Annotated in this window: 20 protein-coding genes; 9 read left to right on the top strand and 11 right to left on the bottom strand. The window is 72.9% G+C overall.

The annotated features are described in order from the left end of the window. Positions 1-39: 39 nt before the first annotated feature. From AB0I89_RS30535 to AB0I89_RS30515, 5 genes are all read right to left on the bottom strand, one after another. Positions 40-1230: a GNAT family N-acetyltransferase gene (locus AB0I89_RS30535; RefSeq protein WP_357133801.1), complete on the bottom strand. Its 1191-nt coding sequence runs from the start codon at positions 1228-1230 to the stop codon at positions 40-42. A gap of 54 nt (positions 1231-1284) precedes the next feature. After that, a complete protein-coding gene (locus tag AB0I89_RS30530) occupies positions 1285-1977 on the bottom strand; it encodes an ABC transporter permease (protein WP_357133799.1) in 693 nt (230 codons plus the stop codon). Next, positions 1974-2819 carry an ATP-binding cassette domain-containing protein gene (locus tag AB0I89_RS30525; protein ID WP_357133797.1) on the bottom strand — a complete coding sequence of 282 codons (846 nt, stop codon included), beginning with the start codon at positions 2817-2819 and terminating at the stop codon, positions 1974-1976. The genes AB0I89_RS30530 and AB0I89_RS30525 overlap by 4 nt, the downstream gene beginning before the upstream one ends. After that, positions 2816-3154, bottom strand: a complete 339-nt coding sequence (locus tag AB0I89_RS30520; protein ID WP_357133795.1) for a PadR family transcriptional regulator — start codon at positions 3152-3154, stop codon at positions 2816-2818. Before AB0I89_RS30520 ends, AB0I89_RS30525 begins: the two co-directional genes overlap by 4 nt. Before the next feature lie 103 nt (positions 3155-3257). Then, positions 3258-3977 (bottom strand): protein phosphatase 2C domain-containing protein, encoded by a 720-nt coding sequence (locus AB0I89_RS30515; protein WP_357133793.1) that lies wholly within the window; start codon positions 3975-3977, stop codon positions 3258-3260. A gap of 62 nt (positions 3978-4039) precedes the next feature. Between AB0I89_RS30515 and AB0I89_RS30510 the strand changes: the two genes are divergently transcribed. Beyond that, the gene (locus AB0I89_RS30510) at positions 4040-5062 is read left to right on the top strand and encodes an AAA family ATPase (protein ID WP_357133791.1); all 1023 of its coding nucleotides are present in this window, start codon (positions 4040-4042) and stop codon (positions 5060-5062) included. 7 nt (positions 5063-5069) lie between these two features. Here AB0I89_RS30510 and AB0I89_RS30505 read toward each other — a convergent pair whose 3' ends face one another. Beyond that, on the bottom strand, positions 5070-5630 hold the full coding sequence (locus AB0I89_RS30505; RefSeq protein WP_357133789.1) for an XRE family transcriptional regulator: 561 nt from the start codon (positions 5628-5630) through the stop codon (positions 5070-5072). A 57-nt stretch (positions 5631-5687) separates the two neighbouring features. On the opposite strand from AB0I89_RS30505, the gene AB0I89_RS30500 reads away from it, so the two are divergent. Then, a complete protein-coding gene (locus AB0I89_RS30500) occupies positions 5688-6914 on the top strand; it encodes a benzoate/H(+) symporter BenE family transporter (RefSeq protein ID WP_357133787.1) in 1227 nt (408 codons plus the stop codon). A gap of 85 nt (positions 6915-6999) precedes the next feature. Here the strand turns inward: AB0I89_RS30500 and AB0I89_RS30495 are convergent, their stop codons facing one another. From AB0I89_RS30495 to AB0I89_RS30480, 4 genes are all read right to left on the bottom strand, one after another. Then, the gene (locus AB0I89_RS30495; protein WP_357133785.1) at positions 7000-7368 is read right to left on the bottom strand and encodes a hypothetical protein; all 369 of its coding nucleotides are present in this window, start codon (positions 7366-7368) and stop codon (positions 7000-7002) included. Between the two features lie 56 nt (positions 7369-7424). Continuing rightward, positions 7425-7676, bottom strand: a complete 252-nt coding sequence (locus AB0I89_RS30490) for a hypothetical protein (RefSeq protein ID WP_355048337.1) — start codon at positions 7674-7676, stop codon at positions 7425-7427. A gap of 81 nt (positions 7677-7757) precedes the next feature. Further along, positions 7758-8219 carry a large conductance mechanosensitive channel protein MscL gene (gene mscL, locus AB0I89_RS30485; protein WP_357133783.1) on the bottom strand — a complete coding sequence of 154 codons (462 nt, stop codon included), beginning with the start codon at positions 8217-8219 and terminating at the stop codon, positions 7758-7760. A gap of 39 nt (positions 8220-8258) precedes the next feature. Beyond that, positions 8259-8954, bottom strand: coding sequence for an FCD domain-containing protein (locus AB0I89_RS30480; RefSeq protein WP_357133781.1), 696 nt, complete (start codon positions 8952-8954; stop codon positions 8259-8261). Positions 8955-9133: 179 nt separating this feature from the next. Between AB0I89_RS30480 and AB0I89_RS30475 the strand changes: the two genes are divergently transcribed. After that, complete coding sequence (locus AB0I89_RS30475) at positions 9134-10279, top strand: MFS transporter (protein WP_355048772.1); 1146 nt, start codon at positions 9134-9136, stop codon at positions 10277-10279. Between the two features lie 13 nt (positions 10280-10292). Here the strand turns inward: AB0I89_RS30475 and AB0I89_RS30470 are convergent, their stop codons facing one another. Then, a complete protein-coding gene (locus AB0I89_RS30470) occupies positions 10293-10649 on the bottom strand; it encodes an STAS domain-containing protein (protein WP_007454464.1) in 357 nt (118 codons plus the stop codon). A 166-nt stretch (positions 10650-10815) separates the two neighbouring features. On the opposite strand from AB0I89_RS30470, the gene AB0I89_RS30465 reads away from it, so the two are divergent. From AB0I89_RS30465 to AB0I89_RS30440, 6 genes are read left to right on the top strand one after another with little or no spacing between them, the layout of a single operon-like run. Next, positions 10816-11676: an STAS domain-containing protein gene (locus AB0I89_RS30465; protein ID WP_357133779.1), complete on the top strand. Its 861-nt coding sequence runs from the start codon at positions 10816-10818 to the stop codon at positions 11674-11676. Continuing rightward, positions 11676-12086: an STAS domain-containing protein gene (locus AB0I89_RS30460; RefSeq protein WP_355048333.1), complete on the top strand. Its 411-nt coding sequence runs from the start codon at positions 11676-11678 to the stop codon at positions 12084-12086. The genes AB0I89_RS30465 and AB0I89_RS30460 overlap by 1 nt, the downstream gene beginning before the upstream one ends. Next, complete coding sequence (locus tag AB0I89_RS30455) at positions 12083-12502, top strand: anti-sigma regulatory factor (RefSeq protein ID WP_357133776.1); 420 nt, start codon at positions 12083-12085, stop codon at positions 12500-12502. Before AB0I89_RS30460 ends, AB0I89_RS30455 begins: the two co-directional genes overlap by 4 nt. Beyond that, positions 12490-13512: a SpoIIE family protein phosphatase gene (locus AB0I89_RS30450; RefSeq protein WP_357133774.1), complete on the top strand. Its 1023-nt coding sequence runs from the start codon at positions 12490-12492 to the stop codon at positions 13510-13512. Before AB0I89_RS30455 ends, AB0I89_RS30450 begins: the two co-directional genes overlap by 13 nt. Beyond that, positions 13502-14863 carry a sensor histidine kinase gene (locus AB0I89_RS30445; RefSeq protein ID WP_357133772.1) on the top strand — a complete coding sequence of 454 codons (1362 nt, stop codon included), beginning with the start codon at positions 13502-13504 and terminating at the stop codon, positions 14861-14863. The genes AB0I89_RS30450 and AB0I89_RS30445 overlap by 11 nt, the downstream gene beginning before the upstream one ends. A gap of 2 nt (positions 14864-14865) precedes the next feature. Next, a complete protein-coding gene (locus AB0I89_RS30440) occupies positions 14866-16404 on the top strand; it encodes a SpoIIE family protein phosphatase (RefSeq protein WP_357133770.1) in 1539 nt (512 codons plus the stop codon). Positions 16405-16486 lie beyond the last annotated feature (82 nt).

Raw genomic sequence — 16486 nt, 5'->3', positions numbered from 1 at the left:
CGGGACCGTACCCCGGGTGGTGGGGGCGGCAAACCGTGCTCAGAAGTCGGCGAAGAGGTACGGGACCGCGCGCGGAAAGATGCCGCGCAGCTCGGCGGCGGCGTCGAACGGCACCTCGCCCAGCCCTCGCAACGGCAGCTCGGACGGATCCAGCACCCCGTACGCCAGAGCGGAGAGCCCGGCCGCGGTGAGCGTCGCGGTCGGCGCCGGGCCGCGGTCGCCGGCAACGATCTCCAGGTTGCCGGTCGTGCCGTCCAGCAGGTGGGTGCCGGCCAGCCACCGGTCGTCGGTCAGTTCGACGCGGACCCGACCCGGCCCGGCGGGCAGCCCGCGCAGCGCGTCCAGCGACAGGAGCCGGGCCATCGGCGCGGACGCCCCGGGGCGGCCCGCCCGCGCCTCGACGTGCACGTCCAGGTCGGTGAGCCACAGCTCGGGCAGCTCGTCCGGCGGCACCTGGACGCTGACCCGTCCGACCTGGTCGACGTGCCGGGCGAGGAACTGCAACAGCAGCATCCGGGCGAGCGGGTCGGTGGCGAGCAGTTCGTTGCCGTGCAGCGTGCCGCCGTGCTCGTCGATCCGGTAGGTGACCGCGCCGGTGACCTCGCCGTCCACCCGGGCGGTGAGCAGCCAGTGCTCGTCGCGGTCCCGCAGCCCGACCGCCCGGTAGTCCGGGAAGACCGAGAAGCCGTGCCGGTCCCGCAGGCAGCGCTCGGTGAACGCGCGCCACGCCGGGTAGCCCGCCCCGATCCGCTCCCAGCCCACCTCGCCGGGGAGTTCGGCGCGCAGCAGCGGCCCGAGGTCGGCCGGGGTGAAGGTGACCGTGCGCGGCTTGGGGAGCCCCACATAGCCGAACCGGGCGTAGAAGCTGGGTCGGAACGGGTAGAGCGCGCTGAGCGCGTGCCCCTCGTCGCGCATCTCGTCGAGCAGTTGGTGCAGCAGCGTCCGTACGTGCCCCTGCCGGCGGGCCAGCGGATGGGTGGCCACACTGGCGACGCCGGCCATCGGCAGCACCACCCCGCGCAGGTTCTGCCGCATCGGGATGGCCGAGGCGGCGGCCAGCGTGACGCCGTCCTCCTCGACGGTGAGCGTCGTGTTGCCCTCGTTGTAGGGCAGGTAGTCACGGAACTGCTCGACCCGCGCGGCGCCCAGCGGTGACGAGTCGAACGCGTACGCGGCCAGCGGGAAGCTGGTGGTGAGACGGTCGTCGGCGGTCACCCGGCGGATGGTCATCCGCTCATCTCAACCCGCACGGCCTGCGACAGCAACCGGATTGACCAGATCCGCTCAGCCGACGGGTAGGTGGCGCAGGTGCCGGCGGCGGCGCAGCCGCACACTGGCCACGGTGGCCACGCCCACGACCAGCAGGGCGGTGACGATGAGGCCGTGCAGCACACCCCGGGTCAGGTAACCGTCGTCGGTGTGGTCCACCGCCCAGGTCGCGATCTCCCGGCTCGACCAGAACGGCGTCAACCTCGCCCCCGACTCGGCCGGGTCGATGAGCATCTGCACGGTCACCACCGTGAGCAGCAGCAGCGTGCCCTCCATCTCGCGGGGCAGCAGCGTGCCGATCAGCACCCCGAACGGCGCGGCCACCGCGACGCAGCACAGCAGCGCCGCGACCAGGCCGCCGTAGCGCAGGTCCGCGCCGTCGAGCATCGGCAGGAGGAAGAAGGGTACGGAGATGACGAGCCCCACCGCCCACAGGCCGAGCATCCGGCCCAGGTAGAGGTGGTGCGGACGATAGCCGGCCAGTCGAAGCCTCGGCTCCAACTCCCGCGCCGCGGTGGTCGCGAAGAGCGCCGCGGTGCTCACCGCCCAGCAGACGCCGAGCAGCAGCGACCGGACCGACTGACCGAGGTACGCGTCCCGCCGGATCAGGTAGAAGGTCAACGGCATCAACAACAGCAACAGGAGTACGCCCCGACGCCGCAGCAGCTCCCGTAGCGTCATCTCGGCGACGGTGACGAGCCTGTTCACGGGCGGCCTCCTCGAACACCGGGCGCGACCCGCCCGGACTGGTGTGCCGGGGTCAGGTCGAGCACGGTGTCCACCCGGTCGAGTTGGTTCAGGAGGTGGGTCACCACGACGATCGCCGCGCCCCCGTCCCGCAACCGGCTGAGCTGATCCCAGAAGTTGACGTAGGTGCCCTGGTCGAAGCCCTGGTACGGCTCGTCGAGCAACAGGACGTCCGGCTCGCTGAGGGTGGAGATGGTCAGGTTGAGCTTCTGCCGTGTGCCGCCGGAGAGGTGCCGGGCCTGCACGGTGCCGCCCGCCTCCCAGCCGAGCTTTCGGGCCGCCGCCCGGCCGGCGCGGCGGGCCGGTCCACGGGCGATGCCCTGGCCGGCGCCGACCAGCACGAAGTGCTCGTCGGCGAGCAGGAAGTCGGAGGTGCCGCCGGACTGCGGGCAGAAGCCGAGCCGGCCGTTGACGGTCACCTCGCCGGCGTCGGGCGACATCAGCCCGGCGCAGATCCGTAGGAAGGTGCTCTTGCCGCAGCCGTTCGCGCCGACCACCGCCGCGATCTGTCCGGCCCGGACGGTCAGTGAGACGTCCCGCAGCACCGTCTGCCGGCCGTACCGTTTGGTGATGCCCGCCGCGTGCAGCCGGACCGGTCCGGGGCGTGGCCCGGGCGCGGTGCCGATGCTCTCCACGATCGCGCCCGCGTACTGCTGGGGTGGACCGAAGACGACCCAGGGATCACCGCCGGAGTCGCGCAGGTGTGTGGCGGCCTCGGCGACCACGTGCCGGGCGGCGTCCGGCGCGACCCGGCGCTGGTGCAGCTCGGCGGCGAATGTCCGGAGCCAGTCGTTGGCGTTCACCCGGCAACCCCCTTCGTGACGATGTCGTTCACCGGCCGCACGAAGGTGAGCCAGGCGCTGCCGCCCTCGCGCAGCGCCGCCTGCCCGTCGTCGGTGAGCCGGTAGTACTTGCGGGCCGGCCCGGCGGTGCCCTCCCGCCACTGGGCGGTTACCAGACCGGTCTTCTGTAGGCGCAGCAGGACGGGGTAGAGCGTGCCGCCCTGGATCGGCCCGACGCCCGCCGCGTCGAGCGCCTGGGCGAGTTGGTAGCCGTAGGACTCGCGTTCGGCCAACAGGGCCAGGACGCAGATGTCGAGCACCCCCCGCAGCCACTGCCCGCGCCGGTCGGAATCCACAGCCGGGACACTAGTGCCGCAACCTAGATGGCACAACCACCTAGTTGAGGTGACCGGGCCCGATCGGGCGGCCCCCATGGGACCGTCGAGCGGGCCGGATCGGTCAGCGGGTGGTGACGTCCGAGACGACGACCGTGACATTGTCGGGAGCACCGGCGTGGTGGGCCAGCTTCACCAACTGCTCCCCGCACTGCTGGCGGTCGGAGTACATGCCCAGCGCCGCCGCGATGGCGTCGTCCTCGACGTAGTCGGAGAGCCCGTCGCTGCACAGCAGCAGCCGGTCACCCTGCGCCACGGTGAGCACACCGACGGCCGGCGGCGTGTCCGCGCCCTGCACGGCCCGGGTCACCAGGGAGCGCTGCGGGTGGTGCCGGGCCTGGTCGGGGGAGAGGGTGCCCTGGTCGACGAGCGCCTGCACGAACGTGTCGTCCCGGGTGAGCTGGGTCAGCTCCCCGTCGCGCAGCAGATAGCAGCGGGAGTCACCGACCTGGGCCAGCACCAGCGTCTCGCCGGCCAGCAGCGCGGTGGTCAGCGTGGTGCCCATCCCCTCGCGCGCCGGGTCCACGGTGATCGCGGCGTGGATGCGCTGGTTGGCGGTGCTGACCACGGCACGCAGGGCGTCCGCGGCCGCGTCCGGTTCGGTGGGTGGGGTCAACTCGTCCAGGATCCGGATCACGATCTCGCTCGCCACCTCGCCCGCGGGCAGGCCACCCATGCCGTCGGCGACGGCGATCAGGCGGTCACCGGCGAGGGCCGAGTCCTCGTTGTTGGTGCGGACCAGGCCGATGTCGTTGAGGATGGCCGAGCGGAGGATCAGCGTCATGGTGCCAGCTTGCCAAGAACACCCCGCCTTCGTCTCTACGCACTACTGCGTAGGGTTGAGAAATGATGCCGGTGTCCATGGTCGGACGCGCCGGCGAGCTCGCCGAGCTCGACCGGGCGTGGTCGTCCGTGGCCGCCGCCGAGCGTCGCGCGCCGACCGTCGCGGTGCTCACCGGCGCGGCCGGCGTGGGCAAGAGTCTGCTGGTCGCCGCCGCCGTGGATGCCCTCACGCCGCGTCCGTCCGTGGTGCTCTCGGGGGCCGCCCGGGTGTACGGTCCGGCCCCGTACGACTGGTTGGCGTCGGTGCTCACCGGCCGCGACACCGGCTCGCTCGCCCTGCCGCCGGACGCGCTGGCGTGGCTCGCCCAGCAGCCCACCGCGCCGCGCGAACGGTACGCGCCGGGCACCCTGCTGCGCCTCGCCGTCCGTACCGTCCAGTTGCTGGTCGGCCCCGGCCCGGCGGTGCTGGTCGTGGACGATCTGCACGCGCTCGACCCGGCCAGCGTCAACCTGGTCGGTGAGCTGGCCACCGTGGCCGAGCTGCCGGCGCTGCTGATCGTCGCCAGCCGGCCGGCCGCCGACGCGGTGGCCCCGGACCTCACCCGCCGCGCGTTGGCCCGCCTCTGCGGGGTACGCGGCGTCGTCCGCCAGCATCTGGGTCCGCTGCGCCCGGCCGAGGTCGCCGAGGTGTTGACCCAGGTGTACGAGGGTGCGCCGCCGTCCGACCGGCTGGTCACCTCGGTCTGGCGACACACCGGCGGCAATCCGTACGCGTTGACCGAGCTGCTGGCCGCGTACGCCGGGGAGGGGCCGGACGCGTTGCTGCGACGGTTACCCGGGCCGCGTACGCCGCCCGGCCCGGTCGAGGCGGTCGACGTGGAGTTGACCGCCCGGGAGGTCGAGGTACTGGGCTGCCTGGTCAGCGGTATGTCGAACAAGCAGGTCGCGAAGGCGCTCGGCATCTCGGTGCGGACGGTCACCGTGCACGTGTCGAACCTGCTGCGCAAGACCGGCTCGGCGTCGCGGACCGAGGTGGCGCTCTGGGCGGTACGCCGGCGGATGCCGGTCCCCGCCCCGGTGGACTGAGCCGGGTTCAGTTGCGGGGGTAGCGGAGCAGCAGGCTCGCGGCGACCTCCTCGTCGCCCACCGCCGCGTACGTGTGCGGCACGTCGGAGACCCAGCGGAGGTGACCGCCGGCCGGGGCGGTCAGTGGCGCGTCGGCCGGGCCGGCCCGCAGCACTCCGCCGAAGACGGTGATGTGTTCGGTGACGCCCGGCTGGTGGGCGGGGGACGTCTGCACGACGCCCGGTGCGACGCGCATCCGGTACAGCTCGTAGGTCGCGTCGGTGTCGGTGAACACTTCCAGCAGGGTGGCGGTGACGGCGGCGCCGTGCACGACGGGCCCGGGGGTCGGGTCGGCCAGCAGGGCGGTGAACGGTACGCCGAGCTGCGCGGTGACCGCCCAGAGCGTCTCCAGGGTCGGGTTGCGGGTGCCGTGTTCCAGGCCGGAGAGGGTCGCCTTCCCGATGCCGGCGAGCCGGGCCAGTGTGGACAGCGAGATGCCCCGCTCCTCGCGCAGGGCGCGGACGCGCCGACCGACGACGACGGGGTCCACGTCGAGGCCGGGACGGCCCGCTGGTGGTGGCTGCGGCATCCGACTATGGTGCTACACACTGCCGTTCCGTAAACGGAACGCTCCGGGGGTGGTGACATGGGTGGACGCGCGCAACCGGTGCTGGCCGGCGTGGTGACCGCGCTGGTCGGCTTCGCCAGCTCATTCACCGTCGTGCTGGCCGGGCTCCGGGCGGTCGGCGCGTCGGACGCGCAGGCCGCCTCCGGCCTGCTCGCCCTCTGCGTGGCGTGCGGGCTCGCCGCCGTGTGGCTGGGTTGGCGGCACCGCATCCCGATGAGCGTCGCCTGGTCGACGCCGGGCGCGGCGCTGCTGGTGGCGACCGGGCCGCCGCCCGGAGGTTGGCCGGTCGCGGTGGGCGCGTTCCTCGTCTCCGGGCTGCTGATCGTCGCGGCCGGTCTCTTCCCGCCGCTGAGCCGGGCGGTGGCCGCCATCCCCAAGCCGGTGGCCGGCGCGATGCTCGCCGGAGTGCTGCTGCCCCTGTGCACCGCACCGGTCCGGGCGCTCGTCGAGCTGCCCCTGGTGGCCGGTCCGGTGGTGGTCGGCTGGCTGCTGCTGCACCGGTTCGCCCGCCGCTGGGCGGTGCCCGGGGCGCTGCTGGTGGCGGTGGTGGCGCTCGCGCTGACCGCGCCCCCGGCCGGGCTGAGCGGCACCGCGCTGATCCCGTCGGTCACCGTGACCGTGCCGGCCTGGAACGTGTCCGCGCTGGTCGGCTTGGCCCTTCCGCTGTTCCTGGTCACGATGGCGGCGCAGAACGTACCGGGCATGGCGGTGCTGGTCGGCTACGGCTACCGTCCGCCGTTCGGCGCGGCCCTGCGCGCCACCGGGCTCGCCAGCCTGCTGGCCGCCCCCGCCGGCGGACACGCCGTGAACCTCGCGGCGATCACCGCCGCGCTGGCCGCCGGCCCCGACGCGCATCCCGACCGGGAGCGTCGGTGGGTCGCCTCGGTCACCGCCGGCGTCGGGCTCGCCCTGCTCGGGCTGGGCGCGGGCGTCGCCACGGCCCTGGTGGCGGTCGCGCCGCCGATCCTCATCGAGGCCGTCGCGGGGCTGGCCCTGCTGGGCGCGCTCGCCACCGCGCTCGCGGCGGCGGTGACCGACCCCGAGGGCCGGGAAGCCGCTGTGGTCACCTTCGTGGTGACCGCGTCCGGGGTGACGCTGGTCGGCGTGGGAGGCGCGTTCTGGGGGCTGATCGCCGGCTGCCTGATGCTGCTGCTCTTCCGTCGCCCGGCCGCGCCCGTCCCGCCCGCGCCCGTCCCGCCCTCGTCGGAGAGTTCGACCGAGCCGGCACGACGGCTCCCGGCCTGATCCACTCGGGCTTCTGGAAGGCGGGGTGTCCGGGGTGCGGTGATGCCGCTGTTTACGGGAAGCCGGGTCGATCAGGGCGACCGGGTTACTCCTCGCGGGGGAGGTCGGCCATGCCCACGGCGAGGAGGACCCGGCCGTCGGCCACCGAGCCGATCCGGTCGGCCGGGACATACACGGCTCCGTCGGCCGACTCGGTGGAGACCTTCAGGTAGCCGGTGTGCAGCAGACGTGCCGCCAGGTCGGCCGGCACGTCCGGCTCCTCGACCGCGGTCGCCTCGATCAGCTCGTCCAGGCTGCTGCCCGGGTCGGCGGTCGGTGTCTGCACGGTCACCGCGTTCGGGTCGCCCCGCTGGACGAGGTCCACGGTGCCGACCTCGGTGCCGGCCACGTCGATCACCGGCATCCCGGTGGTGATCCGCGAGATGGTCGCCTGCTGCGCGTCCTGCTGGTCCATCTCTCAGCGGTTCCCGAGGCGGCCCGCCGCTAAACGCCGCCTCCGGAGCCGCGCGCTCAGCCGTTCGGGAGGGTCCAGCCGCCCGGTGGGCGGGGAGACAGCTCCCGCCAGGTGTCCGTGCCGTCGAGCAGTGCCCGGACCGTCTCCTCGGCCTCGTCGGCGCTGCCGTACTCGTAGAACCGGGAAATGCCCTCGGCGCCGCCGGCCCGCTGCTCGACGTGCCACCGGTCGGCGTCCACCCGGAGGAAGACGTCCCGCCGGGCCAGCCGCCCCCACTTCCCGTTCCACCAGTGCTTGCGCTGCTCCATGGCCGGACTCTATCGAACACACGTACGAGAAGATGCGGCCCCTGCGGGAATCCCGCAGGGGCCGATGTGCATCCGTGTGGGTCAGCGCTGCGTCGGCGGTTCGATCCGGCGGCCCAGCACGTCGTCAAGCGCCCCGCGCTGCTGGCCCGGGGTCGTGTGACCGGCGGAGACCAGGGCGTCCCGGATCTCGGTGAGCAGCTTGACCTCCTCGCTGGGGGCCGCGGGCGGCGGCTCCTCGCCCCGCTGCCGCCGCTCGGCCAGCTTGTTCATCGGGAACACCACGAAGAAGTAGAGCACCGCCGCGGTGAGCAGGAACGTGATCACGGCGTTGATGAATGCCGCCCAGTCCACGTAGTTGCCCTCAGTGAGCTTCCATTTCCCGGCGCTGAGGGCGGTGCCTCCGCCGATCGCCTTGATCAGCGGTTCGAGGAACGACTTGGTGAGCTGGGTGACCACGCCGGTGAACGCGGCGCCGATCACGATGCCGACCGCCAGGTCGACGACGTTGCCGCGCATGATGAAATCTTTGAAGCCCTTGAGCATCCGTACTCCCGAGGTGTCCGGTTTTCCGTCGCGGACAACCTATGCCCCGTCGGCCGGCTCCAGAAAAGCACCGGCCTCGATCGCCGCCCGGCCCGCGTCGCCGGCCCGGATCGCCTCGACCAACCGGGTGTGGTCGACGTAGCGCTCGGGCGTGAGCGCGCCCCCCATCGCCTGGGCGACGGTGCTGCGCAGGGCGGCGCCGAAGGAGGCGTACAGCTCGGCGAGCATCGCGTTGTGCGCGGCGGCGACCACCGCGACGTGCAGCGCCGCGTCGGCCTCCACGAACGCGTCGACCCGGCCGCCGCGCCAGGCCGCCTCGCGGTCGGCGAGCGCGCCGTCGAGCGCCGCCAGGTCCTGCGGGGTACGCCTCAGCGCGGCGAGTCGGGCCGCCTCCACCTCGAAGGCACGGCGTACCTCGATGACCTCGGTCATCCGGTCGTCGCCCAGTCGACGGGCCACCACCGGGGCCAGCTCGTCGGTGGACACCACGTAGGTGCCGGAGCCCTGCCGGCACTCCAGCACCCCGGCGTGCACGAGGGCGCGGACGGCCTCGCGGATCGTGTTGCGCCCGACGCCCAGCGCGGCGACCAACTGTGGCTCGGTGGGGATGCGGCCGCCCACCGGCCACTCGCCGCCGAGGATCCGGGCCCGGAGCTGCTCGATGGTCTGGCGGACGCGGTGCCCCCGGGGAGGCGTGGCTGGCTGCGCGGCGGGGGAATCGACCGACGGTGGCACTGGTTACATCACCGGCCTGAAATTCATCCCATGATTGTAGGTTAGAGGTCATGACCCCGCCAGCCGCCGCCGCTCCGGCCCCGCCAGCACCCGTCCTCGCCGTCGACACCCGCCCGGCGGACGGCACCACGGCCCGGCGGACGCACCCGGTGACCGGTGGCGCGCTGGTGCTGGTCGGGATGCTGCTGGTCGCGCTGAACCTGCGCATGGCGGTCACCAGCCTCGGCGCCCTGCTCGACGAGATCCGCGCCGGGTTGGGGCTCTCCGGCGTCATGGCCGGACTGGTCACCACCCTGCCGACCATCGCGTTCGCCGGCCTCGGCGCGCTCACCCCGTGGCTGGTCCGCCGGGTCGCCCCGGCCCGGGTACTGGTGGTCGCCATGATCGTCCTGGCCGTCGGCCAGGTGCTCCGGGCCGCCACCGACTCGGCCTGGATCTTCGTGCTCACCAGCGCGTTGGCACTGGCCGGCATCGCGGTCGCCAACATCCTGCTGCCCATGCTCGTCAAGCAGCACTTCGGCCACCGGACCGGCCTCGTCACCGGGGCGTACACCATGGCGTTGACCCTGGGCACGACGGTGGCCGCGGCCTCCGCCGTGCCGATCGCGCACGCCTTCGGGTCCTGGCGGGCCGGGCTGGGCGTCTGGGCCGGGCTGGCCGCGGTGGCCGTACTCCCGTGGGTGCCGCTGGCGCTGCGGACCCGCCGGGGCGCGCGGCGCGCGACCCCGACGGCGGCCGTCGCCGCGCGGGTCCGGCCGGCGCGGACCCGGCTGGGTTGGGCCATGGCGATCTACTTCGGGGCGCAGTCGCTCAGCGGCTACGCCATCATGGGTTGGCTGGCCCAACTGTTCCGCGACGCCGGCTACCGGCCCGAGTCGGCCGGGCTGCTGCTCGCCGGGGTGACCGCGCTCGGCGTGCCGATCGCGCTGCTGATGCCCACCCTCGCCGGCCGGCTCGCCACCCTGCGCCCGCTGGTGTTCGGCCTGACCGGCGCGTCGGCGCTGGCCTACCTGGGGCTGGCGCTGGCACCGCACGGCGCCGCGCTGCTCTGGGTGACCCTGCTGGCGCTCGGCCAGGGCGCGTTCCCGCTGATCCTCACGACGATCGGTCTGCGCGCGCGGACCGCCGACGGGACCGTCGCGCTCTCCGCCTTCGCGCAGAGCACCGGGTACGTGATCGCCGCCCTCGGCCCGCTGTCGGTCGGCATCCTCTACGAGATCACCGGCGGCTGGACGGCGCCGATCGGATTCCTGCTGGCCGCGCTCGCCGTGCAGACGGCGGCGGGCATGGCGATCGCCCGTCCCCGCTACGTCGAGGACGAGTAGGTCGAAACAGTGGTCAGGAGGACGCCGGCGTCGGTTCGCCGGCGACGGCCTCGTCCACCGTCGGGTAGGTGTGCAGCACCTCGACGAGCCCGCTCACCTCGAGGATGCGCAGCACGCCACGCTGCGGAGCGGCCAGCCGCACCACACCGCCGGCCTCGTCACAGCTGTTCTTGGCGCGAACGAACACCGACAGACCGGTCGAGTCGCAGAACGAGACGTCCGCCAGGTCGAACACCAGCCGGTTGCGGCCCTTGTCGAGCAGGTCGGTGATCTGGTCCTGCAACTGCGGTGCGGTTGCCATGTCCAGCTCGCCCGCGACCGACACGACGACCACGTCGCCGCGTTGTTCCGTGTGCACCGTCAGGGACATTCGCCAGACCTCCTGTTATCGGGGGAACGGTATCCCACGACCGGGGTCGTACGCAGAACGGGAGCCGGCATCCGGTGGTCCCCGTCATTCCATTGCTACGGAGCAAGTAGTTGTGCAGGCCCCGGTGATAGAGTCCGGCCGGTCCAGGTCGAGGGGGGTTTTCGCGATGGCGTTGAACGCCGAGGAAAGTGGTCGACTGGCCGCGCTGCTGGGCGGCCACGCCGAGCAGATCACGCAGCGGTGGACCGACATCGTGGCCGGCTCGCTGCGGGGCCGGCTGAGCCACGCCGAGCTGCGCCGACAGGTCGAGGATCTGCATCAGGCCATCATCGGCGTCGCCCAGCAGGGCAGCTTCGACCTGTCCGCCGAGAGCACGGGTGAACTGCGCGCCACGCTCTCCGAGTTGTCCCGGGGCAGGGCCCGGCAGGGCTTCTCCGCCACCGAGACGACGATCAGCGTCTTCGCGCTCAAGGACGTACTGGCCGAGCTGCTCCAGGAGTCCGGCGGGGCCGACGCGCTGCACGACTTCGTCGCCTACTCCAAGCTCGTCGACGAGCTGGGCCTGTTCACCTTTGAGAGCTTCGTGCGTACCCGCGAGAGCCTCATCGCCGACCAGGCCGAGCAGTTGCTCGAACTCTCCACCCCGGTGGTGAAGCTGTGGGAGGGCGTGGTCGCCGTCCCGCTGGTCGGCACCCTGGACTCCGCCCGGGCCCAGGTGGTCATGGAGCGGCTGCTGCAGACCCTGGTCGACACCGGCTCCCCGTACGCGATCATCGACATCACCGGCGTCCCCGCCGTGGACACCCAGGTCGCCCAGCACATCCTGAAGACCGTGGTGGCCGCCCGACTGATGGGCGCCGACTGCATCATCTCCGGCATCCGGCCGCAGATCGCGCAGACCATCGTGGCGCTCGGCATCGAGTTCGGCGACATCGCCACCAAGGCCAGCCTCGCCGACGCGCTGCGCCACGTGCTGCGGCTCACCGGGATCGAGTCCGCCCGTCGCCAGTCCCGCAGGGACGCCTGATGGAACGCGTACCGATCCTCAAGATCGGTGACATCCTGCTGGTCTCCATCCAGCTCGACATGTCCGACCAGACGGCGGTCCAGCTCCAGGACGATCTCGCCGAGCGGATCGTGGCGACCGGCTGCCACGGCGTCATCATCGACATCACCGCGCTGGACATCGTCGACTCGTTCGTCGGCCGGATGCTCTCCACCATCGCGTCGATCTCGAAGGTCCTCGACGCCGAGACGGTGGTGGTCGGCATGCGCCCCGCCGTCGCCATCACACTTGTCGAACTGGGGCTGTCGCTGAACGGCATCCGTACCGCGCTGAACGTCGAGCGCGGCATGGAGCTGATCGCGGCGGCCAACGCCGACGAGCTCGATCACCAGCTCGACGACGATCCGGACGCCGAGACGGCCACGCCGTGACCACGGGCATCGACCTGGGCCACCCGCAGGCGCAGTCGGTCCGCAGCGACGAGGACGTGGTACGCGTCCGGCAACTGGTCCGGTCGGTGGCGGTCGCCGTCAAGCTGTCGCTGGTCGACCAGACCAAGGTGGTCACGGCCGCGAGCGAGCTGGCCCGCAACACCCTGGTGTACGGCGGCGGCGGCACCGTCGAGGTGGCGACCGTGGACAACGGCCGACGTAAGGGCCTGCGGATCGTCTTCGCCGACTCCGGCCCCGGCATCGCCGACCTCGACCTGGCCCTGACCGACGGGTACACCACCGGCGGCGGCCTCGGCCTCGGCCTCAGCGGGTCCCGCCGGCTGGTCGACGAGTTCGAGATCGAGACGTCGGCGGAGGCCGGCACCCGGATCACGGTCACCAAGTGGGCCCGGTGAACGGGGACCCGGTCACCGACAGCGGCATCTGGTTCCGGGTGGAGGCGGGCAGTACCGCCAGCGCCGTACGACGCGCTGCGGAACGCCTCGGCGAGCAGATCGAGATGGGTGCGGCCCGCATCGCGGACCTGGCCATCGTGGCCGCCGAACTGACCAGCAACCTCGTCAAGCACGCCGACAACGGCGTCCTGCTGCTGCGGCCGGTCCGCCGTGCCGGGCAGGCCGGCGTGGAGATGGTCGCCATCGACTCCGGGCCCGGCATGGCCGACCTCACCGTCTCCTCCCGGGACGGGCACTCCACCACCGGCACGCTCGGCATCGGCCTCGGCGCCATCGTCCGGCAGGCGAGCTGGTTCGACGGCTACTCCCTGCCCGGTAAGGGGACCGTCTTCGCCGTCCAGGTCTGGCCGGCCGAACCGGCGACACCGTCCTGGGCCGGTGGTCTCACCCGGCCGATCCCCGGCGAGACGGTCAGCGGTGACGGGTACGCCGTCCGGCTCGTCGACGGCCGGCACCAGGTGCTCGTCAGCGACGGTCTGGGGCACGGCCCGCTGGCCGCCGCCGCCACCGAGGCCGCGCTCGCCGCCTTCCGCAACGCGCCGGCCGGCGCCCCGGCGGCGGTGGTGAGCCACCTGCACCGGAGCATGTCGCACACCCGTGGCGCGGCGCTCGCGGTCGCCGAACTGGCACCTGGCGTGCTGCACTACGCCGGGCTCGGCAACATCTCCGGCGTGATCGTCGACGACGATGGCCAACGCCGCGGGCTCGTGTCGCTGCCCGGCATCGCCGGGCACCAACGGCCGACGGTACGCGGCTACGACTACCCGTTCGGGCCGGGTTCCCGGCTCGTCATGCACAGCGACGGCGTCGTCGACCGCTGGCGGTTGGCCGACTACCCGGGCCTCGTCGAACGGTCCCCGCTGGTGCTGGCGGCAACCCTGCTGCGCGACGCCGGAACGCGGCGCGACGACGCCTGTGTCCTGGTGGCGAGGTCCGGGCATGAGCGTTGATCCGGCCTCGGTGCCGCTGCTGCAGATGGCGCTCCGCGTCGAACAGGACATCTTCGTCATCCGCCAGCGTGGCCGCGAGGTGGCCGGCGTGGTGGGCCTCGAACACCAGGACCAGGTGCGGATCGCCACCGCTCTCAGTGAGGTCGCCCGGGACCTGCTGCGGCTGACCGGCGGCGCGGACGTCATCTTCCACCTCGAGGGGCGGCCCGACGGCCGCTTCCACCTCCGCGCCGACCTGGCGCCGGTGGGGCCGCTACCCGACGGCCGGTACGAGCCGCAGTCCGGTGCGGTGTCCCGCCTGGTCGACTCCCTGAGCGTGACGACCGCCGAGGGGGTTACGGTCGTAAGGATGTCCCGCAGAGTCCCGGCGAACGCGCCGATCCCGACCCCGGAGCGGCTGGCCGAGTTCCGTTCCGAACTCGGCCGCACCGCGCCGGGCAGCGCGTTGGACGAGTTGACCGTGCAGAACGGCCAGCTCATCGCGGCGCTCGACGAGGTGCGCAGCCAACGCGACGAGCTGGCCGTGCTCAACGAGGAGCTGGCCGAGACCAACCGTGGCGTGGTGGCGCTCTACAACCAGCTCACCGAGGAGCTGGAGGCGACCAACCGGGGAGTCGTCGCCCTCTACGCCGAGCTGGACGAGAAGTCGGCCCAACTGCGTGCCGCGAGCGAGTCGAAGAGCCGGTTCCTGGCGAACGTGAGCCACGAGCTGCGCGCCCCGGTGACCGCGATCATCGGGCTGGGACGCCTGCTCGCGGACTCCTCCTCCGACCCTCTCACCACCGAGCAGGTCCGTCAGGTCGGCCTCATCCGCTCCTCGGCGGAGGATCTGCTCGGTCTGGTCAACGAACTGCTGGACCTCGCCAAGGCCGAATCGGGCCGGATCGAGCCCGACTGGGCGGACGTGGACCTGCGCCCGGTCTTCGGTCAACTGCGCGGCACCATGCGGGCACTGGCCACCCGGCCCAGGGTGGAGCTGACGGTGGAGGAGCCGACCGTGCCGGCCGTGCTGCGCACCGACGAGGTGCTGCTCGGCCAGGTGCTGCGCAACCTGCTGCACAACGGGCTGAAGTTCACCGAGCGCGGCGAGGTGCGGCTGCGCGCCCGACGCCGCGACGACCGGTGGCGCTTCGAGGTCAGTGACACCGGCCCGGGTATCCCCCCCGAGCTGCACGATCGGATCTTCGAGGAGTTCTACCAGGTGCCCGGCGCGACCCGGGTCGGCGGCACCGGCCTCGGCCTGCCGTACGCCCGGCGACTGGTGACCCTGCTCGGTGGCACGCTGGAGCTGGCCAGCGAGCCCGGCCGGGGCAGCACCTTCACCGTCTCACTGCCCATCGGCGGAGCGTGACGGTGGACGCCGTACCGACGACCGTCCTGGTGGTCGATGACAGCCGTACCAAGCGTTACCTGCTGGTCAGTTGGCTCAGCCGGGCCGGGTACACGGTGCTCGAGTCGGAGAGCGGCACCGAGGCGCTGGCCCGGGTCGAGACGGAGCGGATCGACCTCGTGGTGCTGGACGTCCGGCTGCCCGACCTGAGCGGCTACGAGGTGTGCGAGCGGATCAAGGCGGCCCACCCGGCGCTGCCGGTGATTCACGTCTCCGCGCACGCCGTGGACGTGGCCGACCGCGCCCAGGGGCTCACCCGGGGGGCGGACGCGTACCTGGCCGAGCCGATCGAGCCGGAGGAGCTGATCGCCACCACCCGGGCGGTGCTGCGCTACTACCAGGCCCGGCAGCGTGCCGAACTGCTCGCCGAGCGACTGCTCGGCCTCGCCGACACCACCGTCGCGGTGCACGCCGCGGCGACGTTCGGGCGGCTCCTCGAGGTCGCCGCGGAGGGGGCCGCGCAGATCTTTAAGAGCCCCGCCGCAGTGATCGCCGAGACGTTCGACGGTGACTGCATCGCCGGTGTCTGCGCCGGCCCCGGCGCCGAAGCCGCCGTTGTGCCGTGGGTCGTCGACGACACCGGAGTGCCCACCGGCGCCACCGTGCGGGTGGAGCCTCCGGAGAACTGGGGTCTGCTCACCTGGCCCGCGGACGACACGGTGACCGTGGCCGCGGCCCGGCTGCGGGAGGACCGCGCGCCGCTCTACGTGGTCGTACCCACCGCCACCCAGACCGCCCGGACGCCGGTGCTCGTGCAGCTCGCCCAGGCCGTCGCGGCGGCCGTCGAGGCCCAGCGCTCCTTCGACGAGGAGCACCGGATCGCCGTCACCCTCCAACGCAGTCTGCTCCCGCGCAGCCTGCCCACGGTCGCCGGACTGGACTTCGCGGTGCGGTACGAGCCGGCCAGCGCGCAGACCGAGGTGGGCGGCGACTTCTACGAGCTGGTGATGCTCGACGGGCACCTCCTGCTCGCCATCGGGGACGTGGCCGGCCACTCGCTGCACGCGGCCACCGTGATGGCCGAGCTGCGGCACGCGGTACGGGCGTACGCCGTCGAGGGGCACCAGCCCGGCGAGATCCTGCACCGGGTCAACGAGCTGATGCGTACCCTGCTGCCGAACGAACTGGCCACGCTCTGCGTCCTGCTGCTGCACCCGCCGAGCGGTCACGTCCGGCTGGCCAGCGCCGGTCATCTGCCGCCGCTGCTGCATCGGGACGGCAAGGTGGAGTTCGTGCAGCACTCGGCACCCCTGCTCGGCGTCCGCGCGCCCCGACCGGCCGACCTGGAGTTCGTCCTCCCGACCGGCGCCACGCTGGTGTTCTACACCGACGGGCTGATCGAGCGCCGGGACGCCACCATCGACGAGGGGCTGGCCGCGCTAGCGGCGGTGTCGACCACGGTGGACGACAACCTGGACGACTTCTGCGCCCGCCTCCTGGTCGAACTCGCCCCCGACAAGATCCAGGACGACGTAGCCGTAGTAGTCCTCCGCCGCCACTAAACCCCCACCCCACCCCCCGGCCCTCCGCCCCCCAGGCCCTCCGGCCCCCTCTCTGCTCCGGTGATCAAGAGGTTTGCGTCAA

The organism is Micromonospora sp. NPDC049801 (assembly GCF_040656575.1).
GTDB lineage: Bacteria > Actinomycetota > Actinomycetes > Mycobacteriales > Micromonosporaceae > Micromonospora.
Note: the sequence above shows the minus strand (reverse complement) of the source record. Positions and strands in the feature narration are given on the sequence as shown.